This window comes from Natrinema sp. 74, from assembly GCF_046097095.1.
Lineage (GTDB): Archaea > Halobacteriota > Halobacteria > Halobacteriales > Natrialbaceae > Natrinema.
Genome location: NZ_CP175698.1, coordinates 1,327,583 through 1,351,723, shown reverse-complemented (window position 1 = coordinate 1,351,723; position 24,141 = coordinate 1,327,583). Strand labels below are relative to the sequence as shown.

At 62.7% G+C, this 24,141-nt stretch carries 29 protein-coding genes and 1 pseudogene; 13 read left to right on the top strand and 17 right to left on the bottom strand.

Annotated elements, in window-relative coordinates; genetic code table 11:
• The first annotated feature begins 126 nt into the window (after positions 1 to 126).
• From pyrG to ACJ70B_RS06795, 3 genes are read left to right on the top strand one after another with little or no spacing between them, the layout of a single operon-like run.
• Positions 127 to 1,818: a glutamine hydrolyzing CTP synthase gene (gene pyrG / locus ACJ70B_RS06805; protein WP_408959652.1), complete on the top strand. Its 1,692-nt coding sequence runs from the start codon at positions 127 to 129 to the stop codon at positions 1,816 to 1,818.
• Positions 1,818 to 2,735, top strand: coding sequence for a glutamine-hydrolyzing GMP synthase (gene guaA / locus ACJ70B_RS06800; protein WP_408959651.1), 918 nt, complete (start codon positions 1,818 to 1,820; stop codon positions 2,733 to 2,735). Before pyrG ends, guaA begins: the two co-directional genes overlap by 1 nt.
• Positions 2,732 to 3,064, top strand: coding sequence for a CTP synthetase (locus ACJ70B_RS06795; RefSeq protein WP_408959650.1), 333 nt, complete (start codon positions 2,732 to 2,734; stop codon positions 3,062 to 3,064). Before guaA ends, ACJ70B_RS06795 begins: the two co-directional genes overlap by 4 nt.
• A 457-nt stretch (positions 3,065 to 3,521) precedes the next feature.
• Here ACJ70B_RS06795 and ACJ70B_RS06790 read toward each other — a convergent pair whose 3' ends face one another.
• The 6 genes and pseudogenes from ACJ70B_RS06790 to ACJ70B_RS06765 all read right to left on the bottom strand — a co-directional run bounded on the left by ACJ70B_RS06790 (position 3,522) and on the right by ACJ70B_RS06765 (position 7,677).
• Positions 3,522 to 4,277: a 5-formyltetrahydrofolate cyclo-ligase gene (locus ACJ70B_RS06790; RefSeq protein ID WP_408959649.1), complete on the bottom strand. Its 756-nt coding sequence runs from the start codon at positions 4,275 to 4,277 to the stop codon at positions 3,522 to 3,524.
• Positions 4,270 to 4,845 (bottom strand): molybdenum cofactor biosynthesis protein B, encoded by a 576-nt coding sequence (locus tag ACJ70B_RS06785; RefSeq protein ID WP_408959648.1) that lies wholly within the window; start codon positions 4,843 to 4,845, stop codon positions 4,270 to 4,272. The genes ACJ70B_RS06790 and ACJ70B_RS06785 overlap by 8 nt, the downstream gene beginning before the upstream one ends.
• 145 nt (positions 4,846 to 4,990) lie before the next feature.
• Positions 4,991 to 5,278, bottom strand: a pseudogene (locus ACJ70B_RS06780) (transcriptional regulator); the annotation flags it as partial.
• 1 nt (position 5,279) lies between these two features.
• Positions 5,280 to 5,906 (bottom strand): hypothetical protein, encoded by a 627-nt coding sequence (locus ACJ70B_RS06775; RefSeq protein WP_408959647.1) that lies wholly within the window; start codon positions 5,904 to 5,906, stop codon positions 5,280 to 5,282.
• Positions 5,907 to 5,908: 2 nt separating this feature from the next.
• Positions 5,909 to 6,832: an ABC transporter ATP-binding protein gene (locus tag ACJ70B_RS06770; protein ID WP_408959646.1), complete on the bottom strand. Its 924-nt coding sequence runs from the start codon at positions 6,830 to 6,832 to the stop codon at positions 5,909 to 5,911.
• A complete protein-coding gene (locus ACJ70B_RS06765; RefSeq protein WP_408959645.1) occupies positions 6,820 to 7,677 on the bottom strand; it encodes an ABC transporter permease in 858 nt (285 codons plus the stop codon). Before ACJ70B_RS06765 ends, ACJ70B_RS06770 begins: the two co-directional genes overlap by 13 nt.
• 136 nt (positions 7,678 to 7,813) lie before the next feature.
• On the opposite strand from ACJ70B_RS06765, the gene ACJ70B_RS06760 reads away from it, so the two are divergent.
• Positions 7,814 to 8,839, top strand: coding sequence for a zinc-binding dehydrogenase (locus ACJ70B_RS06760; RefSeq protein WP_408959644.1), 1,026 nt, complete (start codon positions 7,814 to 7,816; stop codon positions 8,837 to 8,839).
• A gap of 51 nt (positions 8,840 to 8,890) precedes the next feature.
• Here ACJ70B_RS06760 and ACJ70B_RS06755 read toward each other — a convergent pair whose 3' ends face one another.
• Positions 8,891 to 9,136, bottom strand: a complete 246-nt coding sequence (locus ACJ70B_RS06755; RefSeq protein WP_408959643.1) for a hypothetical protein — start codon at positions 9,134 to 9,136, stop codon at positions 8,891 to 8,893.
• Between the two features lie 209 nt (positions 9,137 to 9,345).
• On the opposite strand from ACJ70B_RS06755, the gene ACJ70B_RS06750 reads away from it, so the two are divergent.
• Complete coding sequence (locus ACJ70B_RS06750; protein ID WP_408959642.1) at positions 9,346 to 9,645, top strand: hypothetical protein; 300 nt, start codon at positions 9,346 to 9,348, stop codon at positions 9,643 to 9,645.
• Positions 9,646 to 9,663: 18 nt separating this feature from the next.
• Here the strand turns inward: ACJ70B_RS06750 and ACJ70B_RS06745 are convergent, their stop codons facing one another.
• A complete protein-coding gene (locus tag ACJ70B_RS06745; RefSeq protein ID WP_408959641.1) occupies positions 9,664 to 10,935 on the bottom strand; it encodes a M24 family metallopeptidase in 1,272 nt (423 codons plus the stop codon).
• Positions 10,936 to 11,315: 380 nt separating this feature from the next.
• Positions 11,316 to 11,633, bottom strand: a complete 318-nt coding sequence (locus ACJ70B_RS06740) for a hypothetical protein (protein WP_408959640.1) — start codon at positions 11,631 to 11,633, stop codon at positions 11,316 to 11,318.
• Between the two features lie 221 nt (positions 11,634 to 11,854).
• Between ACJ70B_RS06740 and ACJ70B_RS06735 the strand changes: the two genes are divergently transcribed.
• The 4 genes from ACJ70B_RS06735 to ACJ70B_RS06720 all read left to right on the top strand — a co-directional run bounded on the left by ACJ70B_RS06735 (position 11,855) and on the right by ACJ70B_RS06720 (position 14,181).
• Positions 11,855 to 12,919: a hypothetical protein gene (locus ACJ70B_RS06735; RefSeq protein ID WP_408959639.1), complete on the top strand. Its 1,065-nt coding sequence runs from the start codon at positions 11,855 to 11,857 to the stop codon at positions 12,917 to 12,919.
• Positions 12,919 to 13,662 carry a class I SAM-dependent methyltransferase gene (locus ACJ70B_RS06730; RefSeq protein WP_408959638.1) on the top strand — a complete coding sequence of 248 codons (744 nt, stop codon included), beginning with the start codon at positions 12,919 to 12,921 and terminating at the stop codon, positions 13,660 to 13,662. Before ACJ70B_RS06735 ends, ACJ70B_RS06730 begins: the two co-directional genes overlap by 1 nt.
• A gap of 49 nt (positions 13,663 to 13,711) precedes the next feature.
• The gene (locus ACJ70B_RS06725) at positions 13,712 to 13,912 is read left to right on the top strand and encodes a hypothetical protein (RefSeq protein ID WP_408959637.1); all 201 of its coding nucleotides are present in this window, start codon (positions 13,712 to 13,714) and stop codon (positions 13,910 to 13,912) included.
• Between the two features lie 110 nt (positions 13,913 to 14,022).
• A complete protein-coding gene (locus ACJ70B_RS06720) occupies positions 14,023 to 14,181 on the top strand; it encodes a hypothetical protein (protein ID WP_408959636.1) in 159 nt (52 codons plus the stop codon).
• A 240-nt stretch (positions 14,182 to 14,421) separates the two neighbouring features.
• Here ACJ70B_RS06720 and ACJ70B_RS06715 read toward each other — a convergent pair whose 3' ends face one another.
• Positions 14,422 to 15,162 carry a winged helix-turn-helix transcriptional regulator gene (locus tag ACJ70B_RS06715; protein WP_408959635.1) on the bottom strand — a complete coding sequence of 247 codons (741 nt, stop codon included), beginning with the start codon at positions 15,160 to 15,162 and terminating at the stop codon, positions 14,422 to 14,424.
• A gap of 228 nt (positions 15,163 to 15,390) precedes the next feature.
• Here ACJ70B_RS06715 and ACJ70B_RS06710 point away from each other — a divergent pair, with 228 nt between their 5' ends.
• Both ACJ70B_RS06710 and ACJ70B_RS06705 read left to right on the top strand, forming a co-directional pair.
• Positions 15,391 to 15,753, top strand: a complete 363-nt coding sequence (locus tag ACJ70B_RS06710) for a hypothetical protein (protein ID WP_408959634.1) — start codon at positions 15,391 to 15,393, stop codon at positions 15,751 to 15,753.
• Between the two features lie 153 nt (positions 15,754 to 15,906).
• Positions 15,907 to 16,593, top strand: coding sequence for a potassium channel family protein (locus ACJ70B_RS06705; protein WP_408959633.1), 687 nt, complete (start codon positions 15,907 to 15,909; stop codon positions 16,591 to 16,593).
• Between the two features lie 260 nt (positions 16,594 to 16,853).
• On the opposite strand, the gene ACJ70B_RS06700 is transcribed toward ACJ70B_RS06705, so the two are convergent.
• From ACJ70B_RS06700 to ACJ70B_RS06690, 3 genes are all read right to left on the bottom strand, one after another.
• Positions 16,854 to 16,979 (bottom strand): hypothetical protein, encoded by a 126-nt coding sequence (locus tag ACJ70B_RS06700; protein WP_408959632.1) that lies wholly within the window; start codon positions 16,977 to 16,979, stop codon positions 16,854 to 16,856.
• 185 nt (positions 16,980 to 17,164) lie between these two features.
• Positions 17,165 to 19,600 (bottom strand): amino acid permease, encoded by a 2,436-nt coding sequence (locus ACJ70B_RS06695; RefSeq protein ID WP_408959631.1) that lies wholly within the window; start codon positions 19,598 to 19,600, stop codon positions 17,165 to 17,167.
• A gap of 288 nt (positions 19,601 to 19,888) precedes the next feature.
• Positions 19,889 to 20,137: a hypothetical protein gene (locus ACJ70B_RS06690; RefSeq protein ID WP_408959630.1), complete on the bottom strand. Its 249-nt coding sequence runs from the start codon at positions 20,135 to 20,137 to the stop codon at positions 19,889 to 19,891.
• On the opposite strand from ACJ70B_RS06690, the gene ACJ70B_RS06685 reads away from it, so the two are divergent.
• Positions 20,051 to 20,278, top strand: a complete 228-nt coding sequence (locus tag ACJ70B_RS06685) for an ArsR family transcriptional regulator (protein ID WP_408960084.1) — start codon at positions 20,051 to 20,053, stop codon at positions 20,276 to 20,278. The genes ACJ70B_RS06690 and ACJ70B_RS06685 overlap by 87 nt on opposite strands.
• A gap of 58 nt (positions 20,279 to 20,336) precedes the next feature.
• On the opposite strand, the gene ACJ70B_RS06680 is transcribed toward ACJ70B_RS06685, so the two are convergent.
• From ACJ70B_RS06680 to ACJ70B_RS06665, 4 genes are all read right to left on the bottom strand, one after another.
• Positions 20,337 to 20,513 carry a hypothetical protein gene (locus ACJ70B_RS06680; protein ID WP_408959629.1) on the bottom strand — a complete coding sequence of 59 codons (177 nt, stop codon included), beginning with the start codon at positions 20,511 to 20,513 and terminating at the stop codon, positions 20,337 to 20,339.
• Positions 20,514 to 20,740: 227 nt separating this feature from the next.
• A complete protein-coding gene (locus tag ACJ70B_RS06675; RefSeq protein ID WP_408959628.1) occupies positions 20,741 to 21,787 on the bottom strand; it encodes a prenyltransferase in 1,047 nt (348 codons plus the stop codon).
• Positions 21,784 to 22,506, bottom strand: coding sequence for a class I SAM-dependent methyltransferase (locus ACJ70B_RS06670; RefSeq protein WP_408959627.1), 723 nt, complete (start codon positions 22,504 to 22,506; stop codon positions 21,784 to 21,786). Before ACJ70B_RS06670 ends, ACJ70B_RS06675 begins: the two co-directional genes overlap by 4 nt.
• A 1-nt stretch (position 22,507) precedes the next feature.
• Positions 22,508 to 23,875 (bottom strand): glycosyltransferase family 4 protein, encoded by a 1,368-nt coding sequence (locus tag ACJ70B_RS06665; RefSeq protein WP_408959626.1) that lies wholly within the window; start codon positions 23,873 to 23,875, stop codon positions 22,508 to 22,510.
• Between the two features lie 60 nt (positions 23,876 to 23,935).
• On the opposite strand from ACJ70B_RS06665, the gene ACJ70B_RS06660 reads away from it, so the two are divergent.
• A complete protein-coding gene (locus tag ACJ70B_RS06660) occupies positions 23,936 to 24,136 on the top strand; it encodes a hypothetical protein (RefSeq protein ID WP_408959625.1) in 201 nt (66 codons plus the stop codon).
• The last annotated feature ends 5 nt before the right edge of the window (positions 24,137 to 24,141 follow it).

The following is a 24,141-nucleotide window of genomic DNA, read 5'->3' as shown; positions in this document are numbered from 1 at the left end:
CGCTCGGACGGACACAGGCCTGCAAAGCGGACACCGAACGGCGAGCGCACCGCCGATGAATGACAACGCCTGTCGGAGGCAGTGCGGTCCCGAAATCGTTTTCAGGCGGTCGCGCGCACACTCGGTATGCCGACGGAATCGGACACTCATTATGACCCCTCGCTGGGGAACAAGTTCATCTTCGTCACCGGCGGCGTCATGTCGGGACTCGGCAAGGGGATCACGGCCGCGAGCACCGGCCGGCTCCTCAAAAATGCCGGGTTCGACGTCACCGCGGTGAAGATCGATCCGTATCTCAACGTCGACGCGGGAACGATGAACCCCTACCAGCACGGGGAAGTCTACGTCTTAGAGGACGGGGGCGAGGTCGACCTCGATCTGGGGAACTACGAGCGGTTCCTCGACATCGACATGACCTCGGATCACAACATCACGACGGGCAAGACCTACCAGCACGTCATCGAGAAGGAACGCGCGGGAGACTATCTGGGGAAGACCGTCCAGATCATCCCGCACATCACCGACGACATCAAGCGGCGCATCCGCGAGGCCGCCGAAGGCACCGACGTCTGTATCATCGAAGTCGGCGGCACCGTCGGTGACATCGAGGGAATGCCCTACCTCGAGGCGTTGCGACAGTTCGCCCACGAAGAGCCCGAGGAGAACGTCCTCTTTACCCACGTCACACTCGTCCCGTACTCGAAAAACGGCGAGCAAAAGACCAAACCGACCCAGCACTCGGTCAAGGAGGTCCGCTCGATCGGGCTCCAACCCGACGTGATCGTGGGTCGGTGTGAGGACCGACTCGACCCCGAGACCAAAGAGAAGATCGCACTGTTCTGTGACATCCCGACCGAGGCGGTGTTCTCGAACCCCGACGTCGAGGACGTCTACCACGTCCCGCTGATGGTCGAAGAGGAGGGGTTAGACCAGTACGTCTTGGAGCACTTCGGGCTGGCCGACGAGGCGCTGCCCGAAGGCGAGCGGGCCAACGAGTGGCGGGAGATCGTCACCACCGAGAAAAACGGCGCAGTCGACATCGCGCTGGTCGGCAAGTACGACCTCGAGGACGCCTACATGTCGATTCACGAGTCGCTCAAACACGCCGGCTTCGAGGTCGGCGTCGACGTGAACGTCCACTGGGTCGCGGCCGACGAGCTGAGCGCCGGTCACGACGGCCAGCTCGCGGACATGGACGGCGTCATCGTCCCCGGCGGCTTCGGCATGCGCGGCTCCGAAGGCAAGATCCGCGCAGTTCAGTACGCCCGCGAGAACGGCGTTCCGTTCCTCGGGCTCTGTCTTGGCTTCCAGATGGCCGTCGTCGAGTACGCCCGGAACGTACTCGGTCTCGAGGACGCCCACTCCGCCGAGATGGAGGCGGACACGCCCCATCCGGTCATCGACATTCTGCCCGAGCAGTACGAGGTCGAGGACATGGGCGGGACGATGCGCCTGGGCGAGCATACGACCGTGATCGAGCCCCAGACGCTGGCCTACGACCTCTACGGCGACACCTCGTGTTCGGAGCGCCACCGCCACCGCTACGAGGTCAACCCCGAGTACTTCGATCAGTTCGAAGACGAGCCGCTGGAGTTCTCCGGCACGGCCGGCAACCGAATGGAGATCCTCGAGCTCGAGGACCACCCATTCTTCTTCGGGACGCAGTTCCACCCCGAGTACACGTCACGGCCCGGTCAGCCGAGTCCGCCGTTCCTGGGGCTGGTCGAGGCCGTTCTCGGGCAGGTCGACGGCGGAGCCGAACCTGAATCCGCCGACGCGGATACCGATACCGACACCGAAACGGAGGTCACCCACTGATGGTAGACACCGAAACGTTCGTCCCCGACGCAGTCGCAGAGATCGAGACCGAAATCGGCGACGCCAACGCCGTCATCGCCCTCTCGGGCGGCGTGGACTCGTCGGTCGCCGCCGCGCTGGCTTACGAGGCCATCGGCGACCGCCTGACGCCGGTCTACGTCGACACCGGCCTGATGCGGAAAGGCGAGACCGACCAGATCCGCGAGACGTTCGACTACATGGAGTCGCTGCGGATCGTCGACGCGAAGGATCGCTTCCTCGAGGCCCTCGCTGACGTGACGGACCCTGAGGAAAAACGCGAAGTCATCGGCGAGCAGTTCATCCGCGAGTTCGAGCGCGAGGCCACAGACGCGGACGCCGACTACCTCGTCCAGGGAACGATCTACCCCGACCGCATCGAGAGCGAGGGCGGGATCAAGTCCCATCACAACGTCGGCGGCCTGCCCGATGTGGTGGACTTCGACGGGATCGTCGAACCGGTCCGGGACCTCTACAAGGACGAGGTCCGCGAGGTCGCCCGCAACCTCGGCTTAGACGAAATCGTCGCCGAGCGGATGCCGTTCCCTGGCCCCGGTCTCGCAGTGCGCGTGATCGGCGAGGTCACCGAGGAGAAACTCGAGGTTGCCCGCCACTCGTGTCACGTCGTCGAGGAGGAACTCGAGGAGTACGAGCCCTGGCAGGCCCTTGCAGCCGTGATCGGCAAGGCCACGGGCGTCAAGGGCGACAACCGGGTCCACGGCTGGGTCGTCTCCGTGCGCTCGGTCGAGTCTCGCGACGGGATGACCGCCCGCGCTCAGGAGATCGACTGGGACACCCTCCAGCGCATCCAGTCGCGCATCACCGGCCAGAACGACAACGTCGCCCGCGTCGTCTACGACGTGACCCACAAACCGCCTGCGACCATCGAGTACGAATGAGTTCCGCTACGACCGCGGTCGTCGCCGGCCCCGACGAGGACGGTATCGGCGATGCCCTCGAGGCCGAGGGCGTCGACGTCACGCGCGTCGACGGCGTCGTCTCGAGACCGCAACTCGAGGAGGCGGGCATCGTCGCCGCCGATCTGTACGTCCTGACCGACATCGGTCAGGCGACGACGATCCCGATCGTCTGTGATCTAAACGACGACGTGCGGACCGTCGTCTACGCCCGCAAGACGGCTCCCGAATTCGTCAAGGGCCAACTCGATCTCGCGATCGATCCGCAGTTGATGGACGCGAGCGTCGTTGCCGACGAACTCGTCGGCTGACGCCGTCGTCCGAGCGCGACCGCCTTAACGCCGTATTACTTACCTTATGCACGAGTTTGATAGCAACGGGCTCGGGAGCGCGCCCCGTGACCGATGCGTAAACTTTCTCGTGGCCGATATCGGCGGCGTAAATCCGTAGTGAATTCGGCAGAATTCGGCGTAAGGCCGGTATACCATCACCCCCGTTCAAGTGACGTTCGCCCATAGACATTATTGGAGGTCGACGGGCAGACCCCACCGATGGCACCCACCACCTGTTCCCGCGACTTCCAGCAACCCCACCACAGCACCCTTTCCCCACCACTGCCAACCGATTCTCGCTGGCGGGGGCCCGCCCCACCGGCCCGCGTCACACCCTGGAATTCTGGCATTCGGGGCGCGGCGGGTTCGCCGCGTCCCGGGGGTAGAACTACTCGACTTCGTCTCGGACACCGATCGATCGTCGGCCACTGCGTTACTACCGCTCTTGCTCCGCGAGCCGCTGCAACACCGGAATCTCCGCGAGCCGCTCGTCCTCGAGGAGTTCCCAGTCGATGCCGTCCGGCTGTTCGCTCTCGTCGGGTCGGAGCACTCGCTCGGACGTGACGACGAGATCCATCGAGACGTCGTGTGCGCCGATTGTCACTGGTTCGTCGATCAGCTGGCGCTCGTGGACCGTCGTCGCGACCGTCGTCGAATCGTTGACCAGGCCGAGCTCGCGGAGGACGGCGTACTCGAGGTCGCTGTAACCTTCGCCTTTGCCGATTCGGCCACCGTCTTCCGTAACGCCGACGCTGCCGGAGACGATCAGATCGACTCGATCGACCTCGTCCGGTCTCACTTGCTCGCCGTGCTCGGACGAGCCGGAAACGGTCGTCGCCGCGTCGTAGTCCTCGAGTTCGTCTGGGTCGAGTTTGAGGAAACATGCCTCGTCGCGGAGCCGCGGGACGGCCATGTAGACGGTCTTCCCCTCGCGTAACGCCGTCCGCCTGACGGGTAGTTGCGGCGCGTCGGGGTTCGCCTTGATTGCTGTCGCCGCCTCCCATTCGGGCTGTTCGGCCAGTCGATCGGCGGCCGCGTCCGCGCCGGCGACGTTCGGAATGCGGCCGTGTGGCGGGAACGGAAATCGTGCCTCGCCGCTCTCCTCGAGATCGTCCCAGACGCGTTCACGGACGGTCTCCTTGTCGACGCGATCGGTTCCGTCACCGCCGCCGTCGCCATCCACGTTAGACACCCCCGTTCGCCGCGTCGGTTTCCGTCCCGCCTTCGTCGGCATCAAGGTCGTCCGCTCGCGCGAGGTCCACGATTGCGACCGCCTCCGACAGAACGATCTCCTCGAGTCCGATACGCGCCACGTCGGCGACACCGGGGAGACAGAAGACCGGTGTTCCTCTCCCTTTAGCGACGCCCGCGAGGCTCCGTGCGGTGACGACTCGCGTGCCGAGCCGCTCGTAGGCCAGTGCGGTAAACAGGTCGCCAAAGGACGTGAGCTCTTTTTCCAACAGCGGTTTGACGGCTTTGACGGTCACGTCGCCGGGTTCGATGCCCGTCGCGCCGGCGGTGATCACGATGTCGACATCGTCGCGGTCGATCTGGCGCGAGACGATCGACTGTACCCGATCGTGGTCGGCCCTGACGTGTTCTCGCACCGCGATCTCGTGTCCCGCCTCCTCGAGCGCCGCGGTGACGGCTTCGCCGGCCGGATCATCCTCGAGCGATCGGTCGGACGAGATCGTGACGACGCCGGAACGGAGCGTCGCATCGTCGGGTTCGGGAACGTCGCCCGCGTCCGTCTTGTTCATATGCCGCTTTCGAAAGCCGGCGAGTAAAAACCACGCACCCGGATCACGCGGTCGGGTCCGGACCCGGGCCGAGAGTCGAATCGGCGTTTCGGTCCGGAATCGGTTCGGTATCGGACGCCGACTCGGCGTCCGACTCCGGCGACGAATCGGTCTCGAGGCCGTCGATGAGCGATTCGAGCGTCCGGACGTGGTCCTCGAAGAGGTCTTCGCCGCGCTCGGTGAGTCGGTACGTCGTCTGTGGCGTCCCGTCGACGAACGCCTTCTCGACGGCGACGCAATCGGCGTCTTCCATACGGTCGATATGACTGGCGAGGTTCCCTTCGGTCACCTCGAGAGCCGACGTGAGGTCGGTAAACGCCGTCGCGCCGTGTGCGTAGAGGTGGGCGAAGATGCGGAGCCGAGTCGGTTGGTGGACGAGTTTGTCGAATTCCATGTCAGTGGTGTGAGAGTGCGACGTAGGTAGCGACGTGGTGCAGTGCGATCCCCGTTCCGAGCGCAGCGTACTCCCAGCCCTCGAGGGCGGGGACGTACGGAATCACCGCCGAGAGGGCCATGATCCACGCACCGCCACCGATGAACGCGTACCGGTCGGCGGCCCTGATATCGTACGCGGCAAGCAGTTGGCCCATGAGGACGTAGCCGACGCCGACGACGGCCCCGGCCGAGACGAGCGCCAGCCGAACCGCGTTCGTCGGGCCGAGCGCGTCGAAGACGGGGCGCAGCCCGGCGATCAGAACCGCGACCCCGGCGAGCATGGCGAGAAACCAGCGCCGTTGGCTCGGCAGTCCCGTGGCCGGCGGTTCGTAGCTCGACCGGAGGCGTCGCTTCGTGAGTTCCCCGCAGCCGATGACGCCGGCGACCGCGACAGCGATCCACGACTGAAACCCCTCGCGAAGCCAGAACTGGACGACGGCAAAGAGGACCCCGGTACAGATCCCCTCGACGATCCAGAACCGCCACCAGTAGGGATGGTCCGACGCGAGCCCCATCGCTCCCCTGATCTCTTCGACCTGGGTCCGGAGCCTGTCCGCGTCGACCTCGTCTGAGACGTCTCGAGCCATCGTCACTCAGCGGTCATCGTCTGTATACCGGTCGTGTAGTAATTAAAGAGGTCGGTGTAGGTCGGTTCGACGATCGATAGGTCGGACCGATCGATCCCCGTCTCCGCCGCCAGGTCGGCGAGAACTCTCTCTGGATCGTCGGCGGCGTCCTCGTATCGCGGCGGGACGACGGCTCGAACGTTCCCGGCCACCGCGAACGGTTCGCCTGCGGCTCCATCGGCGAGCGCGCTCGCGTTCGCCGCGCGGGTCTCGAGGACCGGTGGAACCGACGCCAGCAGCTCCTCTGGCGATCCCGTTGCGACGATCCGACCGTCCGCGAGGAAGGCCAGTCGGTCGGCCACGTCGGCGTTCATCGGCCGATGGCTGGCGACGACGAGGGTTTTCCCGGCCGCTCGCTTCTCGCGAAACAGTTCGTGGACCGTCGGAATCGTCGCCAGATCCAGCGCGGCCGTCGGCTCGTCGAACAGATACAGCGGCACGTCGATGCTGGCCGCGATCGCGAGCTCGAGTTTCCGTACCATCCCGCCGGAGTAGTCCGCGACGGACTTCTCGAGGTCGTCCGCGATGCCGAGGCTCTCGACGCGATCGCGCCACTCGTCGGTGAACTGCGGGTGAAGCTGCCGGTAGAAGTCGACGTTCTCGCGCCCGGTGAGCTTCTCGAGTGCCAGTGCGTCCTGTAAGAGGAAACTCGTGGTGTCCGCGCGGGCGGTCGCGGGCTCGCCGAAGACTTCGATATCGCCCGCCGAGGGCCGCTGGCTGCCGGCGAGACAGGACAGCAGGACCGACTTGCCGACCCCGTTAGGTCCCATGAGGACGAGTAGTTCGCCCTCCTCGACGGTGAGATCGACCGACTCGAGGACGCCTTCGTCGCCGAAGGATTTGCGGAGACCGTCGGCGGTCGCGATCGGGTCGGTCACGCCGACCACCCCCGGTGGTAGAGCGTCCTGTTTACGAGCACCGTTCCCGCGAGGACCGCGAGCAGCGTGTAGACGGCCAACAACGCGAGAAACGTCGGCTCGGTCGGGAGTGCGGGCGGCGAGACGCCGAGTGCGGTCCAGCTCTCGGCCGGGACGAGGTGGGCGACGAGCAGCCGCGTCGCCAGCGTGTTCGGGAGGTAGTTCAACACGTGCCCGTCGATCGTCGACTGCGCCGGGACGACTCCGTTGAGGCCGGTGAGGATGAACGCCATGACCGCAACGAGCGTCGTCGCCATCGAGGCGACGCGTTTGTTCCCCGCGACGACCACGAACGGGATCGCGACGACCATCCAGAACAGACAGGTCGACACGCCCGCGAGCAGGACGATCGGTATCGACTCGAGACCGCGGAGTCCGAAAGACGCGCCGGTCGCGACCCCGATGAGGATCGTGACGCCAAACGCGCCCGCGGCGAGGACGAGCCCGGCAGCCATCCGGCCGGTCAGTTCGGCCACCGGCGAGATCGGCATCGACCGGTAGGCTTCGTACCGCCGATCCTCGAGATCCGTCGCAAGCTGGTTTCCGAAGACGAACAGACAGACGAACATCGCACCGAGGACGCCGGTACCGAGCGCGACGCTTGCGTCCGCGGCGGCCGATGTCTCGCCGCCCTGCGTCACCCGGAGCAGGTACATGATCGCGGGAAACGAGACCACCCACGTCAGCATGAGCCAACTGTGTCGAACCTCTCGGAGACTTCGGACGGTGAACGCGCGGGCCTGTGAGAGCCGGGTACCGCGGTTCTCGGCCGATGCTCGCTCCGTTTCTCCCGCCGTTGCTGTTTCGGTCGCCATCACTTTGCATCGATCCGACGGCTCGCTGAAACATAGTAGTTTGCATCGCAAAGTCACTTTGCAGTGCAAACAGACCGCGCCATCAGCGTGCTGGTAGCCCAACTGTTATGGACGGCGTTTCCGTTGCTAACGGTATATGCAGGCAGTCAAAGTCACCGAACACGGCGACACGGACGTCCTCGAATACGGCGAGTATCCCGACCCCGGGGTCGGCACAGACGAGGTGCTGGTCGACGTCAAGGCGGCCGCGCTCAACCACCTCGACATCTGGACGCGCCGGGGGATGCCGGGACTGGACCTCGAGATGCCACACATCCCCGGCAGCGACGGGGCCGGAATCGTCGAGGAAATCGGCGAGAACGTCACCCGCTTCGAGGAGGGCGACCGCGTCGCGCTTTCCGCCGGCGTGGGCGACCTGCGGATGGACGATCCGACGCTCGACCCGCGCTTTCACATCATCGGCGAACACGTTCCCGGAATTCACTCCGAGTACGCCGCGATCCCCGAGGACAACCTGATCCCCGTCCCCGAGGGCGTCGACTGGGCAGTCGCCGGCTCGAGCTGTCTGGTCTTCCAGACCGCCTGGCGGATGCTGATCGAGCGCGCCGACCTCGAGGCCGGCGAATCGGTGCTCGTGTTGGGTGCAAGCGGCGGGGTCGGCCACGCGGCCCTCCAGATCGCCGACTACGCGGGCGCGGAGGTATACGCGACCGGCAGCACGGCGGAGAAACTCGAGTACGCAAAAGAGCGCGGTGCCGATCACGTTTGCAACTACGAGGAGGAGAACTTCGCCGACTGGGTCCGTTCCGAGACGGACGGCCGCGGCGTCGACGTCGTCGTCGAACACGTCGGCGAGCCCACCTGGCAGGACTCGCTGGCGAGTCTGACCAAGGGCGGGCGACTCGTCACCTGTGGCGGCACCGGGGGCGGCGCGCCGGAGACGGACATCCCGCGGATCTTCTGGAACCAACTTGAGATCATCGGCTCGACGATGGCCACGCCCGGCCAGGTCGACGACGTGATGGAACTCGTCTGGGACGGGACCTTCGAGCCCGCGATCCGCGAGGAACTGCCGATGAGCGAAATCGACCGCGCCCACGAGATCATCGAGAACCGAGAGGGCTTCGGCAAGGTCGTCGTTCGGCCGGACAGCGAACTCTAGGAATCGACGACGGCGATTCGGAATCGGCTCGGCGCTGCCGAGGTAGCGCCGTTACCGTTCGGCGTCGTCCGACTCGAGCTCATAATCTTCCGGATCGTACGTATCTGCCACGGAGAGGATCAATAGCGCCCCGAACACGAGCAGGGTACTGTAGAAAGCGTCGACCGTTATCGGCCCGATGGTGTAGTGGTGTGTTCCCGGACTAGAGCGCACGACCGTTACGATCAGCCCGACACAGGCGAGAACGGGGTAGTGGTAGTGGTGGATCTTCGTCACTGTCCGCAGCCACGTTCCCATGCTATGATCGATCGTCGTTGCAGTACAAGTAACTTCATGTAACTTCATTGTCCACGAGACAGCGGTGACGGTGACTCGAGTCGCGTTGTGTCTCCGTTCAAATCGGCTTTCAGCGGCCAACTCAAGTCATACGCCGAACCGGTTCGGCCGCGACGCAACATCTCTTCGGAACCACAGATCCTTTTACTACCGCCTCGAAACGCCCAAATATGAGCCCGAGCGACGATGGCGGATACGTCCACGACCCGTCCACGTTCGACGAGGGTGGGAAGCGGACCAAAACCGCCGGCGGTTCCGACCCACCACATCCCGATTCGACCGACCGGGAGTTCGACTGGCGTGGCTGGACGCTCGTTGGCGTCATCGTCTTTGCCTTTCTCGTCGCTCCGACCGCCATCTATCTGTTCCCGCCGGGTGCGGAGGGCTACCGCTTTGCGCTGCTGATTCTCCCACTTGCCCCCGCCGTGTTGCTCGCGGTGGCGGCCGTTTGGGCGACGACGCGGCCCTGACGCGCCCAGCGGAAGAGTCTACGAGTTCTTGTACAGGATGTCGGGCCGAGTGACGGTAGCGTCCTCCACATACGACGCCGCATCGAGAGTCGGCCACTCTCCAGTCGTCGTGAGCGGTTCGATCGCGTCGTCCGTCACCAAGACCGTCCCTTCGCTCTTTGCCCCTTTTACGGTCGGATTCCACGCGTACGCCATCGGTGCCGTGACCCTCGTCTGTAGCCCCGGCGTCGCGACCCACTCTCGGCTCGCGTACCCAGCCGCGCCACCTTGGTGGTGTTCCTGCCACTCGGTCGGAAGGCCCGCTTCCCTGTACCCGGCCTGAATGGCCCGGAAGACGTCGCCGGCCGTTCCGTCCGACCGTGCGGCCGCTCGTGTCGAGACCAGCGCGGTCGCGTCGATGCGCGTCGCGATTCGATGTCGTTTCTCGAGCCACTCCGGCGGGTCGAAGGCAACCGTGCGCGTACAGCTGGCGTACTCCCCGAGTCGTCGGCCGACGACGGAGACGACGACGTACTCGCCGAGTTCGACGTCCCGCGGAACGGGATGGCGATACTTCCGTGCCCGTTCTCCGCCCGCCACGAGTACGACCGGATGATCGATACCGTATTGATCGAGCGCACAGCCCAGTGCGTTTGCGACCTGTTGCTCGGTGTCGCCCGACTCGGCGTTTCGACAGACTCCCTCGACCGCGGCGGCCGTCTCGGCGCTCAGCGTCCGATACCGTTTGATATCGCCGGCCGTGAGCGGCTGTCGGAGCGCGCTCGCGTTTAGCGATTCGAACCCGGGTACGTCGAAGGCCGCGGCTGCGGGCGTCGGCGAGTGTTCCGCAACGGCGTCGCCGAGCGACGTAGCGTACCACGGGAATGTCTCGATCGTCACGTCGGGGAGTGCCGGCGTCAGGTGGCAGTCATCCGAACCGCCGCCGTCGAACCGCTCTTCCCGAACGAGCGCGCGTTCGTCGTTGTCGACGACGATAGTAAGACCCGACCCGTCGTAGCCGACGGCGGCGACGCCGGTCGACGAACTCCGGTCGATGATGTTGCTTCGGCCGGTGAGCCACACGTAAGCGTCCGAATCCGCGAACCAGACGGCTTCGAGGCCGTTCTCGTCGAGATACGTGTCCAGTCGGTCGAACTTTTCCTGACGAGAACGGGTGACGTTCGAGGGCGCGTCTTCGGCGTCGTCGCTCTGTGCGCCCACCGCACTACTCAGCGCGGGAATCGACACAGCACCGCTGGCCATCTCGAGATACGTTCGCCTATCGATATCGAGTGTCTCTTGTAGTGTCATCTCATATCACGCTCTGCCCCGCCGTATTCCATCATAATATAAATGAGTTCTGGTATATTATTTATCACTATTCGATTGGTTCCTACATAGGTGTACAATACTCGAGGACGGCCGCGGAATCGAAGTGGAGTACCGACCGACCGTCGCCGTCTGTCGACGTCCTCGTCGTCGCCCGCTGCACGCCGTAGATGCTGTCCGCCGGGTTCTCGGCGCCGTGATCCAGTAGAAATAGCGGCTGATCCAACTGCACTATATTGGCCGGCTCTCAGCGATCTGCTCGCGATCACAGCCGTCCGAGCGACGACCCGCCACTGACGGACGCCGGCGAGAGTATCGACTGCGGAGAGCCGGTCTCGCCGAGAGAAAAACTGCGTGCCGAGCTACGCTCGGGCTTCGCGGACGTCCTCGAGCCGGTCGAGGACGGCCGAGCCGTGGCCGACGTCTCGGTCGGGCGTCTCCTCACGGTCGACGTACGCGGCGAGCGCGTCATAGACGCGGCCGGCCTGATGGCCAGTGAGTCGTTCCGTAGCGCCGTCGGTCTCGACCGCCTCGAGTACCTCGATGACCCACTCGGGTGGGGTTTCTTCGGCGTTGAAGGCCTCGTCGAGGCGGTTCGAGAGAACGTGGTGAACGACCCACTGCTCGTCTCTGGAGAGCGTGACTTCGTACGTCTCGGTTTCCGGTGGTGAGGGGCTCATTTCGTCACACGGACCTGTTTGACGGTCCTCATCGAACGTTACGAACAGCGATGTAATAAGCCTTGTTACCGTATGGCATAGTTGCTGCGAGTCGGGACGACCCGTCGGTCGAACGTCGGCCGACCGTGTGACGCGGGGCTTCGTTCGGTCGGCGAACGAGTCGGTGTTCGATCACAAGCTTCTAACAGAATCGGCACCAGTGAGTAGACAGAACGACGCCAATGGACTTCGCGACGGTATCCGAGAAGCTCGCGACCGGGCGTCTGGGCGGTGCGCTCTCGCGGCTTCTCCCCGCGACGCCCGTCTGGGAGCGCGAGTGGGACGTCTGCTGTATCCTCGACGGCTGTCGCCTCGATCTCATGCGCGAGGTCGCCGCGGTCGGCCACGACGCGCTTCCCGGCCCCGAGGCGGTCGACTCGCTGTGGTCCGTCGGCTCGCAGTCGGCCGAGTGGATGGACCGGACCTTCGGCCCGGCACACCGCGCGGAGATGGCTCGGACCGCCTACGTGACCGGCAACCCCTTTTCGTCGCAGTCCTGCGAGCACATCCTCGTCACCTCCGACGAGGTCCTCCCGCTTTCGGCCGACGATTTCGGCGTCTTCCACGAGGCCTGGCGCGACGAGTGGGTCGACGACGAAATCTCGACGATTCCGCCCGGGTCCCTGACCGACGCCGCGATCGCCGTCTGGCGCGAGCGCGAGGCTCTCGGGATCGACCGCGTCCTCGTTCATTACATGCAGCCCCACGCACCGTTCCGATCGCAGCCGGGGTGGTTCTTCGGCTCGGCCGACATCGAACACTGGGGGCAGTTCACCGACGGCGACGACGGCGCGAACGGCGACGACGAGGACCTCGAGCTCGCCGACCTCTCGCCCGAGGAGCGCGAGGCCCTCGAGGCGCTCGCCGAAGCGGAAGACGATGGTGGCGACTCGATGAACGACCCCTGGCTGCGCGTCCGCGACGGCGACCTCTCCTTCGAGGCGGTCTGGGGGGCCTACCGGGACAACCTCGAGTGGGTCCTCGACGACCTGACGCGACTGCTCGAGAACTGCGACGGCCGTGTCGCGATGACCAGCGACCACGGCAACGGCGTCGGCGAATTCGGCGTCTGGTCGCACCCGCCCGGGACGCCGGTCCCCGCGGTCCGTCGGGTCCCCTGGGTGGTCCGCGAGGGGCGTGATCGAGAGACCTGCGATCCCGGGCTCCCCGACGGAATCCGTGATCGCGACGGCAACGCGGCCGGCGACGAGATCGGCTCGCGCCTCGAGGCGCTGGGATACAAGTAATGGCGGGGCTCGTCCGCGACGCGATCTACGCCGTCCGGAAGGCTCGCCTCGACCTCGAGCGTCGCCGTCTCGATTACGGCCAGGAAACACGCGAGCGCGCCGAGCGACTGGCTGACGTGCTTCCGGCGTCGGCGGCCGAACTCCGCGAGTACGAGCGCGAGTATGGCGATCTCGAGTGGTTCCACGACTCCTACGCCGACGGTGTCGCGGAAATCCACGAGGCCGGCGTCGCGACCGACACGACCCACTGGCGCGACGGGATGACGACCTACGTCGTCTGTCGCGCGCTGGGGATCGAGACCGCCGTCGAAACCGGCGTACTGTTCGGCTCGTTCGACGCACACGTGCTGGCGGCGATGGAGCAAAACGGCGGCGGGACGCTGCACTCGGTCGACCTGCCCGGCGGACCACCAGGGCCGTTCGAGTACGGCCACCTGATCCCAGACCACTGTCGCGACCGCTGGCGGCTTCACGAAGGCGACGCCCGGGAGGTACTTCCGACGTTGCTCGAGCGCGTCGGTCCCGTCGATCTCTTCTTGCACGATTCGGACCACCGGCTGCCCCACATGCGCTTCGAGTACGAGACGGCACTCGAATCCCTCGAGCCCGGCGGGGTGCTGGCGAGTCACGACGTGCGGCTCTCAAGGCTGTTCGATCGATTCACCGCGGAAAACGAGTTGCGGTCGTGCGTCGTCTGTGATACCGGAATCGCGCGGGCGTCTCACTCGAGGCGGCTCGGTTGATGTCGTCGGATCGGCTATCCGAAGCGGTGACGGTCGCCCACACGAGCGAGTGGCGTATCAGGGGCTGGCCCGGAACGCGAGCTTCCTTCTGTTGCTCGTCCCGGTCGTCGCTCTCGGCCTCGACCACGTCGCGGCCATCGCTGCGCTCCCGCTGTCGCTCGGACTCACCGGGAGCGTCTCCCCCGAGGACGACGTGCTGGTCGCGTACGTCTCCTCGCAGTTCCGTCGCCTGACCGGCCCGAGGGCTTGAGCACCAGTTGTCAGACCCACGTGAACCGCACGGGGACGGAGAACCGATCGATAGTAGTCCACTTTTTTCACCGCCGATATCTTAGTTAGCATATGGATCGTCCGGCGACAATGTTTCTGCTTAGCGTGGTCGGCGTCATCGGTGCGCTACTGTTCCTCGGACTCTCCGTCTACCCCTTCCAGTACGGGGTAGTAGAGAGCATCGTCTTGGCGGGCGGCTTCGTCGTGTTGTCAATTTTTCAATTTGTCCTGGACGATACGGATATCTGACGACGAGTCGCGCCCTAGTCGCCACTGAAACGATTCACACACTGATCGCAACGCTGTCGAGCGATCAGGTATGCAACGACGCAGCAACCCGTACTTCGCATGTATATTCGGTGGGTAGATTCTGCCAACGTACTTAAAAGGAATCGCGGGACCTAACGAGAGTGGTACAACTAACGGGCGCAGGTATGTGGCTAATAAGTCACCTAACCGGTAAGACAATAACACCGAATTCAACGCCCGTCATCCGGTGAATACCTCCAATGTCTCATCACCGATGCCTGACCGCGAGTGGATCGTAACGAAGTCGTCAACTTCGATCGTCGTCTCTCCTGTCGGTGTGATAGCCTGATCGTCTCGGTCGATTCTCACGATTAAAACGCTCGAGGGAATAAGATTCGCTTCGTTCGCCTGTTGGAGTGTCTTACCGGCGATCGGCGCTCCCTCTTTAACGATGGCTTCGATCACGTCTGCATCCCCAGAGAGACCCGCAACACCCGTCACCGGCGAGATCGGCTCTTGCTCTCTCGGACCGAACCGTGCGTACGGGCGGAAATACTCTCGATGAATCAGGCCCTCGTCATCGATTTCGATGCCGAGAGCGGTGATATCTTGTGCGATTCGTGTGAGGTCGTCGGTATCCGTTCCGACGACCTTGATTTGAAGGTCACCCTTGCCCGTCATGATCTCTCTCACGTTAATAACGCCGGGGACATCGAGCACACGCTGGGCCAGTTCCTGCCGATCGGTCGCTGACGTACTACAGATGAATAGATTCGTTAGCCGGCTATCAGCGTGTTCGTAATCGATATGCGCATGATACCCTCTGATGATTCCGTCTTCTTCGAGTCGCCGAATTCGATTACGAACTGTCGGGGCCGAGACATCAACATTACCGGCGATATCCGGTGCAGATGTGTGGCGGCCCTCCTGAGTGAGGTAATAGAGTATTTGCTTATCGATATCATCGATACTCTGAGACATATTTATATGGGAGTATTGGTTCCGTATTTCCTTTTAACTTGGCTTTTGTTATTGATTGGAGAAGATGTCCGACCGGGGAGATCGCTTTACAGTTCGGTTTGAATTCTTTGGCTTCTACTAGCTACATGGTCTCCCGGTACCAAACGATCCGAAAGCATTCTCCGATCGAGCAAACGAACCAGTATATACAACGGAAGTATTTTCCTTTCCCGATCGAATGGTTTTCGTATGAGCGATCCAGTTGACGAACAATCGGTACCGGACCAACTCCCGGACTCTCTCGTCAAAGAACTTGATACGCTTGGATCGGCAGAACTCCGCGTAGTTCACGAATACGTCGAACAGCGTCTCACAGAGAGTCAGCAACCCATCGAAGAACAGATCCTCGAGGACGCAGAGGGAGAAGTCTTGAGCATTGAGGACCGGGGGATCTACACCCTCGTCCGAAAGCGTCCACCGAGTCAAGGAGACTCCGAGAGGGAAACTCGACTCGTCTCTCTCTATCAGGTGACACGAGAAAGACACCCTGACGGGGAGGAAACCTTACACTGGTCGTTCCTGGGAGACGTACATGATACGAATTCCGAGTAGATGCGATCGGTCACGGACCACACCGCGGAGCCAGTCACCAACAAGTGACTGCACGCGCCATCAAGATGGTTCCAAACACTATCGCTTCCCGAGAGCGGTAGTCATTATTGATCGAAGAGATAGTCGGCCGGTCGCCTGAGGTATACGTTCTGTATGTATATTATCATCGTTGGAGCGGGCGATATCGGAACACCGCTGATGGAAATCGCGACCAGATCGGGAAACGAAGTCGTCGTCATCGAGCGAGATGCCGAACGAGCAAACCGGATCGCCGGTGAGCATGACTGTCTAGTCCTTACTGCCGACGCAACGGCCCACGAAGTGCTTACCGACGCTGGTATTGATCAGGCAGATGCACTGATAAGCACGACCGACCGTGATGCGACCAACATCATGGTCTGTCTGCTCGCACAGGAACACGACGTCCCGTCGATCGTCTCGGTCGTGCACGATCCCGAACATATGAACGTATTCCGTCAGATCGACGTCAACACGATAGAAAATCCGCAAGACCTCATCGCTGAATACCTCTATCGAGCGGTCGCTCGGCCGGCCATCATCGACTACATGCGGATCGGCGATGACGCGGAAGTATTCGAAATCCGTGTCACCGGAAAGGCACCTATCGCCGGAAAGACTCTCCTCGAAACGGCTGACGAGGACTTACTTCCCGATGAGGTGCTGGTCGTCGCGATCGAACGCGAAGGACGGGACCCACCGCTTACACCGCAGGGGAGTACGCGGATTGAGGCCGGCGATCTGTTGACAGTGTATTCGGCGTTTGGGGCGACGCCAAAACTCACCGATGCGTTCGGCCATCCCGAAGATCGGATCGAATGAGTCCCGGAACGAGCGATCGAGGTGCGGTCTCTCGGTCGGACGCTCTCCGTGCTAACGTAGCCGATCTACGATGGACATATCGCTCGCGACGTTGTCTGGGCCGCTAATCGTCTCACTGCTAGGTTCTCTGGTCTGGGCGAGTAGTGGGCAGTATCAGCACTGATTGTCTCCGGAATCGTTATTGGAGACATGCGTCTCTCTCCCTTGGTTTTCATCACGACGCCCTGTCTCGAGGACTCTACGAGGTCCGTCAGTAGCACTTAGGTCTGAAGGCCAGAGTTCGCATCGGGGTCTCTGACCCATCGCGCAATATCGATCACGAGCGCGAGGACCATGACGAAGAGTGCAATTCCGAGTAGCGCTGCGATGATACTGATGAGGGCCATAGTTCCCCTTCGCTTCCTATTCGGATAGCGCTTATCGTTGAAAGCGTACTCGTCGTCGAACTCCGGATTAGGCTTTCACTGGCGAGCTGTTCCACAGATAATCCAGCGCCATTGCGCACGTCATCATGAAGGCCGCAACCTCGACTCCGAAGGTTACGAACTGGAACTACTTGTTCACTATCGTCTTAGAGCCAACGATTGAGGAGTGACGTTATTCCGAGATTCCGCTTTGCCATGAGAACCGTGCTTTTTGCGTTCCAGCCGATCTCTTCCGGCACAGAACCGAAGGTGAGCTGATTAAGGAGTCCTTCTCGTGTTGCGCCGACGATCGTAATGTCGTATCCCTCCGACTCTTCGACGATCGTCTCGACCACGTCATCGCCTTCTATGACTCGTGTCGTGATTTCTCCTGCATCACTCACATAATCTTTCGTTGACGCAAGTTGCTCTTGTGCGTTTCGTCGTTCCGTCTCGTCTGCATCCGGATCGACAACGTGGACGATATCGACCCTCGAGTTGTCACTATCAGCGATCGCAGATGCGATCTCTGCTGCGAACTCGGCGTGTGGACCCCCCGCAGTAGGGAGGAGCACGGTCTCTGCCGCACCAGTTGCATCGGGACCTAACCGCTCAACGAGTACGTCTGCGTTCGCTTCTTGGGCAACCGTGTCTACGTTACTTCCGAGCACGATATCACGCCGTTGGCTCTTGTGCTGTCCTTTCCACCCCATCAGCACACCCTCACTCCCATACTGGTCAATGGTATTCAAAATCGCCTGTGCGACATCGTGACCGATACGGATGGTACCGCTTACGGGGATATCCTCTGCTTCTGCGATTTCCATCGCCTCGTTCAGCACCTCGCGTTCGTCTGTGATGAACTGCCGACCCTGCGAAATCGGTGTCTGTTGGGGCACCGTCACCACACTCATGACGAGTATTTCGCCGCCACGATCCTCTACGATATCGACCGCAGTCCGCATGAGTTGAGTCGCGTTCTCGGGGTTCGCAATAGGAACGACGAGTTGCTGCTCCGCCTCTGACGGTGTTCGCTCAGAAATGATCGTCGGTGTTTCCTCCTCGAGTTGCTCGGCTTCTTGCTGTTTCGAGTAGCCGTAGTAGATCGCAAGCCCGAGTCCCATCCAGACCGTCGTCGTAACAAGTGCGATGAGCCCATGGTTGCTGGTACCGATCCCGACGAACTCGAGTCCCAGCGTGTAGATGAGAAACGGCGTCAAGAGAAACTGCAGGAAGATCCCGATAAGCGGCGGCCACGGCATAAACGGAACAGTATACGTCCGCGGGAGGTCAGGATGGGTCTGACGCATTCGGATGACGGTCCAGTTCACCTGCACGAAGAGCAGAATGAACATGATGTCTGCCGAGGCGGCGACCGCCTCGATAGGGAGCGCGACTGCCATAATCGCAATAAGGACGGCTGAGAGGAAGATCGCCACGTCGGGTGTGCGCTTGTCCGGATTGATTCGCTTAAACATCGCCGGCAGTGCCCGATCACGACCCATCGCGAACGAGACTCGACTGGACGAGTACACCGTCGCGTTCAGCGCACTCATCGTCGCTGCCAGTCCAGCGAAGAGAAGGAGTGGAACGCCAAACGGAACGAACTGCCCCGCCGCTTCGATAATACCGAGTTCTCCGAGTTCTCCGAGCAGTTCCCACGTGTACACCTGTTGTTGGCCGCCGAGGCCACCTTGCTGAACGAGATCCTGCGTTACTTCGATGCCACCGATGGAGGCGAACGCGACGAGGATGTATATGGGAACAACGATGACCATCGAGTAGAACACCGCCTTCGGGATGTTCGTTCCCGGATTGACGACTTCCTCACCTGATTGGACGATGATCTCGTATCCTTCGAAGGCGATGTAGGTAAACCCCATCGCGCCGACGATCCCGAACAAACCGGCCGGCGCGAACTCTGGACTGTTCAGGAACTTGCCGGTCCAGTTGGGGCTGTTGACGGTTGCAAGGATACCGAAGCCGACGAAAATCCCGAGGACGATAACCTTGATTACAGTGACGATGATCCCGGCGGTGCCCGTTTCCTCGGCACCGCGGTAATTGATATACGCAAACAGCGCGACCATCAGCACCGCAAATAGCTTCTCGAGGAGCGAGCCGGTGATGAACCCAAAGAGGAGGATCTCTTCTCGAGCAGGGAGATAGCCGGCGTAGTGAATCAGTTCCAGCAAGAACGTTCCGAAGGTGATTGCGTACAGTGAACAGGCGACGGCGTGGGCGAACCAACTCATCCAGCCGGCGTAGAACCCGTTCGGATCGACCAGTGCTTCCTTGACCCAGAGATAGCCACCGCCGGCCTCGGGAAACGCAGCACCGAGCTCGGCATACGAGACCGCAGTGAACGTTGCGACGAAGCCGTTCAGCAGGAACGCCAGTGTCAACGCCGGCCCGGCGAGCCCGGCAGCAAACCCAGTTAAGGCGAAGACACCGGCACCGATCATCGCCCCAACGCCGATGAACGTCACGTCGGCGAGACTCATGTCCCGTGAGAGTTCTGTCTCAACCTCGCCTGCCGCCTCCGACTGGCCAGTATCGGCCTCTGACCCAGAGGAGGTGCTGTCTCGAGCGTCATCAGCCATCGTATATACCGCCTATACGGCAACAGGAAAAAGCGAATGGCTTTCAAAATGCGCACTCGCCTGTGGGACAGGGATTGGATGTAGAAAACAAACGCCCGATTTCACAAACGGAGGTCGCAGCAGTTTATCTGTTCCCCTATCGGGTCCGCACAAGAGTACAATGATTGAATTCGTCCTGGACGATACGCTATCTGACGACGAGTCGCGCTCTAGTCGCCACTGAAACGATCCACACACTACTTGCAACGCCGTCCAGCGATCAAGTGTCAGTGACAGTGGGTACGATAGCTACGACTCTGCCACCCCGCTCCCCCGGAAGTCACAGAGCACAGCGAGCCGTTCGGCCCGCTGAATCAGCAGCGCGCTCCCGGCACCCGTCAGGCGGTAGACGGCCATGTAGGCCGGCGGTTGGGCACCGGTCCGCCTTCTCTCGAGGACCGATTCGGGTAGCTGTGGGTCCTTCTCAACGAGGGAAACCGACCCCTCATCGCGAATCCGTCCACTGTCGAGGCCAACATCGATTACAAAATCTCGCACGTTCGGCGCAGACTGCGAGCACTGCAGGACGGTGGATTCGTAGAGTATTACGACGAAGATCGGGGTCTGTATCGGATCAGTGAGCAGGGTCGGGCATATCTTGCTGGGGAGCTTGCTGCCGATGATCTAACTGAGTATTGACCACTAAATGCGCTCACTGGTGTCGTGGTTTATTTGATGTTATATACAAATGGGCCTCTCAATTTGAGATTTTGTCGGCAAATGAATTTATAACCAAATAAATAGGCAGCCCGTAAAGAGTGATCATGAGCGGTATCACGATGATCATAGGGGTGCTGTCTCCTTCTCCAATTACATAAACTATTGATGCTAAGAAAAATACGATCAGTCCCAGAAACCATTCTGTTCGGTCCATATATCAGGATCCATTCTTAAAGAATTTAAGGATAATGCTTCCAAACTCGAGATCGGATATGACGTGATCGTTGAACTGACACTGAGTGACGAGTTCATGCGGGAAAATCCAGAAGTAGCGGGAGTATTCAACCTGAGGTACCAACTCCTTGTCTCCGCGCGACCGTCTAATTTAGCCCCAGTAAGCGAACTGATTCACTGACAGCCGCCCGGTAGAGATCACTCCGGCTACGGATTAGTAAACAGATCCGCGGCCCCCGATACCCCCGATAACGCATCAGCAGCTAGCACCGCCGCCCCGCAGGTCCACGTCGGCCGTTCGCTCGGCCAGAACACCTCGTCTTCGAACTGGTAGCCCGTCCAGAAGACGCCCTCGTCGTCGGTCCATTGGAACAGCCACTCGTAAATCTCGCGTGCGCGCTCCGTGTGCCCTACCGCGGCCAGGGAAATCACCAGTTCGCAGGACTCGGCGACGGTCACCCACGGCTCGTCGTCCACGCAGCGACAGCCCAGCCCGTCCTCGAGAAATCTCCCCATCCCGGCCTCGAGCCGATCTCGCGCCGGCTCACCAGTCAGGACGCCACAGAGGACGGGGTAGAACCAGTCCATCGCGTAGCGGGACTTGCTCTCCCACGTGCGGTCGAACCGGTCGGGCCGCGTGCGAATCGCGGTCCCGAGGTCGGCGCGGGCCTCGAGCCACCGGTCGCGGACCGCGACGTGGCCGAGTTCGTCCGCGATTGCCGCGCCGCAAGCGAGGCTCTTGTAGAGCGAGGCACAGCCGGCGATGAGCGCGTCCTCGTAGGCCTCGCCGCTCGGGTCGACCGACCAGTAGATTTCACCGCTGTCGGCCTGCTGGGCGCACGCGAACGCGAGCGCGTCGCAGACGGTCGGCCACAATGCTTCGAGAAACGCTCGGTCGCCGGTACACAGGTAGTGGTGCCAGACGCCGACGGCGACGTAGGCGCTGCGGTGGGTCTCCTTGCGCGGCTCGTCGCCCGCGTGGGCCCCGTCGCCGTCTTCCGATTCGCCGTAGGTGGCCCACAGCGCGCCGTCGTCGTGCTGGGCGTCGGCCACCCAGCGGTAGGCGCGCTCGGCGGCCTCGCGGCGGCCGGCGATCGATAGCCCCATCGCGCTTTCGACGTGATCCCAGGGATCTGCCGGCCCGTCGGGGTACCAGAGAATGAGCCCGTCCGATCGCTGGACGCGCTCGACGTAGTCGATCGCGGGCTCGAGGCTCCACGCCGAGAGCGACTGGCGGCCGGAGGCGTCGCTCACGCCCGCCCCTCCAGCCGGAAGTAGTAGACGACGCTCTTGCCGACGACCGGATCGAGCGCGCGCTCGAGCAGCCGCACCGGACGGGGTGACTCGAGGACGTCCCACTCCAGAAAGCGGTCGTAGGCCCGCAGCGCCAGCGGCGCGTCGTCGTTTTGATCGCGGTCCCACCAGAGACATTTCAGCCACCAGTAGGGCGCGTGTAAGGCGTGGGCGAAGTGGCCGCCGACCTTCCGGAAGCCCCGGTGCTCGATCGCGGCCCGAAGCTCCTCGCGGTCGAAGATACGGACGTGGCCGCCCTCGACGCGGTGGTACTCGTCGGAGAGCGCCCAGCAGACTCGCTCCGGCCCCGCTCGTGGCACGCTCACCGCGAGCGTCCCGCCGGGTGCACAGACGCGCCGGAGTTCGTCGATCGCCGCCTCGTAATCTGGAAGGTGCTCTAACACTTCGGTACAGCAGACGATGTCAAACGCGCCGTCTTCGAAGGGAAGCCGGAGCGCGTCTCCGGACAGAAAGGTGACTGGCACGTCCGTCTCGCCGGCGATGTACTCCTCGAAATCGTCGCGGGCCGCGGCCAGGTTTTCAGGCTCGAGATCGAGGCCGACGACCTCGGCGACGTTCTCGAGGGCGGCGGCGTGGACGTGTCGTCCCTCGCCACAGCCAACGTCGAGGACGCGCGTACTCGGCGTCAGCGGAAGCCGGTCGAAGTCGATCGTCTCCATCTCAGGTCCTCCGTGTACGCGTTTCGATCGCATCGCGGTATGTTCGGACGGTCTCGCGGGCAGCCCGCCCCCAGTCGAACTCCTCGACGATGCGCTCGCGGCCGCGCTCGCCGAGCCGACGGCGGCGCTCGTCGTCGGTCAGTAGCTCCCGAATCGCCTCCGCGAGTGCGGCCGAATCGGCCGGTTCGACGAGGACGCCGGCGTCGCCGACCACTTCGGGGAGCCCCCCGCCGGTGGTCGCGACGACCGGGACGCCACAGGCCAGTGCCTCGCCCGCGGGGAGGCCAAAGCCCTCGTAGATCGACGGGACGACGGCTACGTCGGCGGTTCCATAGAGGTCGACCATCCGGTCGTAGCTGATCTCGCTGTGGGTCTCGATCGCGTCACCGATTCCCAGTCTCGAGATCAGCCGGTCGCAGTCGCCGCCCTCGTCAAACTCGCCGACGACGACGAGTTCGGCGTCGACGGCTTCGCGTACCTCGGCGACGGCCTCGAGGAGGTAACGCGCCCCCTTCAGCGGCACGTCGGCGCTGACGGTCGTCATGATCCGCGGGCGGTCGCGGGGCCGCTCGCGGGGTTCGAACAACTCTGTATCGATGCCGTTGTGGACGACGCGGATCGCATCGGGATCGGCACCGAAATCGGAGACGGTGTGGCGTTTGGCCGACTCGGAGACGGTCAGGACGTGGGGGAGCGCTTGGACGACTTCGCGTTGCATCTCGAGGAAGCGATACCACCGGCGGATCAGCAGTCGCTCTTTCCAGTCGTCTGCCGCGGCGAGGGCGGCGTCGCGGTCGACGGTGATCGGATGGTGGACGGTCGCCACGACGGGGTGGCCCCGCTCGCGCAGCGCGTGGAGGCCGTGACAGAGCGACTGGTTGTCGTGGATCACGTCGTAATCGGGCTCGTGTTCGTCGAAGTAGTCGACGACGCGGTGGCCGAAGGCGTAGGGATCCGGAAAGCCGCCGGTGAGCGCGCTCAGCCACTCGTAGAGGGCGAGCGGATCGCGGAGATAGGACGGTTCGAACTGACCTAGCCGGTCGAGTTCGTCGACGACGTTCTCGCCAGGTAGTTTCACCAGGTCGACGTCGTCGTCCAGTTCCGGATACGGTTTTCCCGAGATCACGTCGACGGAGTGGCCGAGCTCGGTCAGTGCCCGACTGAGGTACTTCACGTAGACTCCCTGTCCCCCCGAATACGGGTTCGACCGGTAGCTCAGCAGACAGATATCGAGCGGTGTACCGGCCTCGGCCGCCTTGAGCGACGGCTCGGACTTCCCCGTCGGTTCCACGGCGGTCGCTCCCCTTGCCGACGCGGACGAGGTGAGAACGCTCCCCCGGAGAAGACGCCTGAACGTACCAATGACCATCGCAGTCTATCCTGCATGTGTGGGCACTCCCTCATAAACCTCCCGCTCGTGTACTGTTTCTTGATACTGTTCAGTCTCGAAACGTGGCTCGAGCGGGGGGCGATCGTCGTGCTCGAGACCGGAGATCGGTCCTCGAGCGACCGGATCGCGTCGTTTGGCTCCGAACGCTGTGGAGCGAAACTGGTTCCCGCGCTGGGTGGTCCGCTGGGCTATTCGCTGGGCGATACCTTCAGAGCGGTCGCCGTAGTAGCGGTCAAGTGACGCGA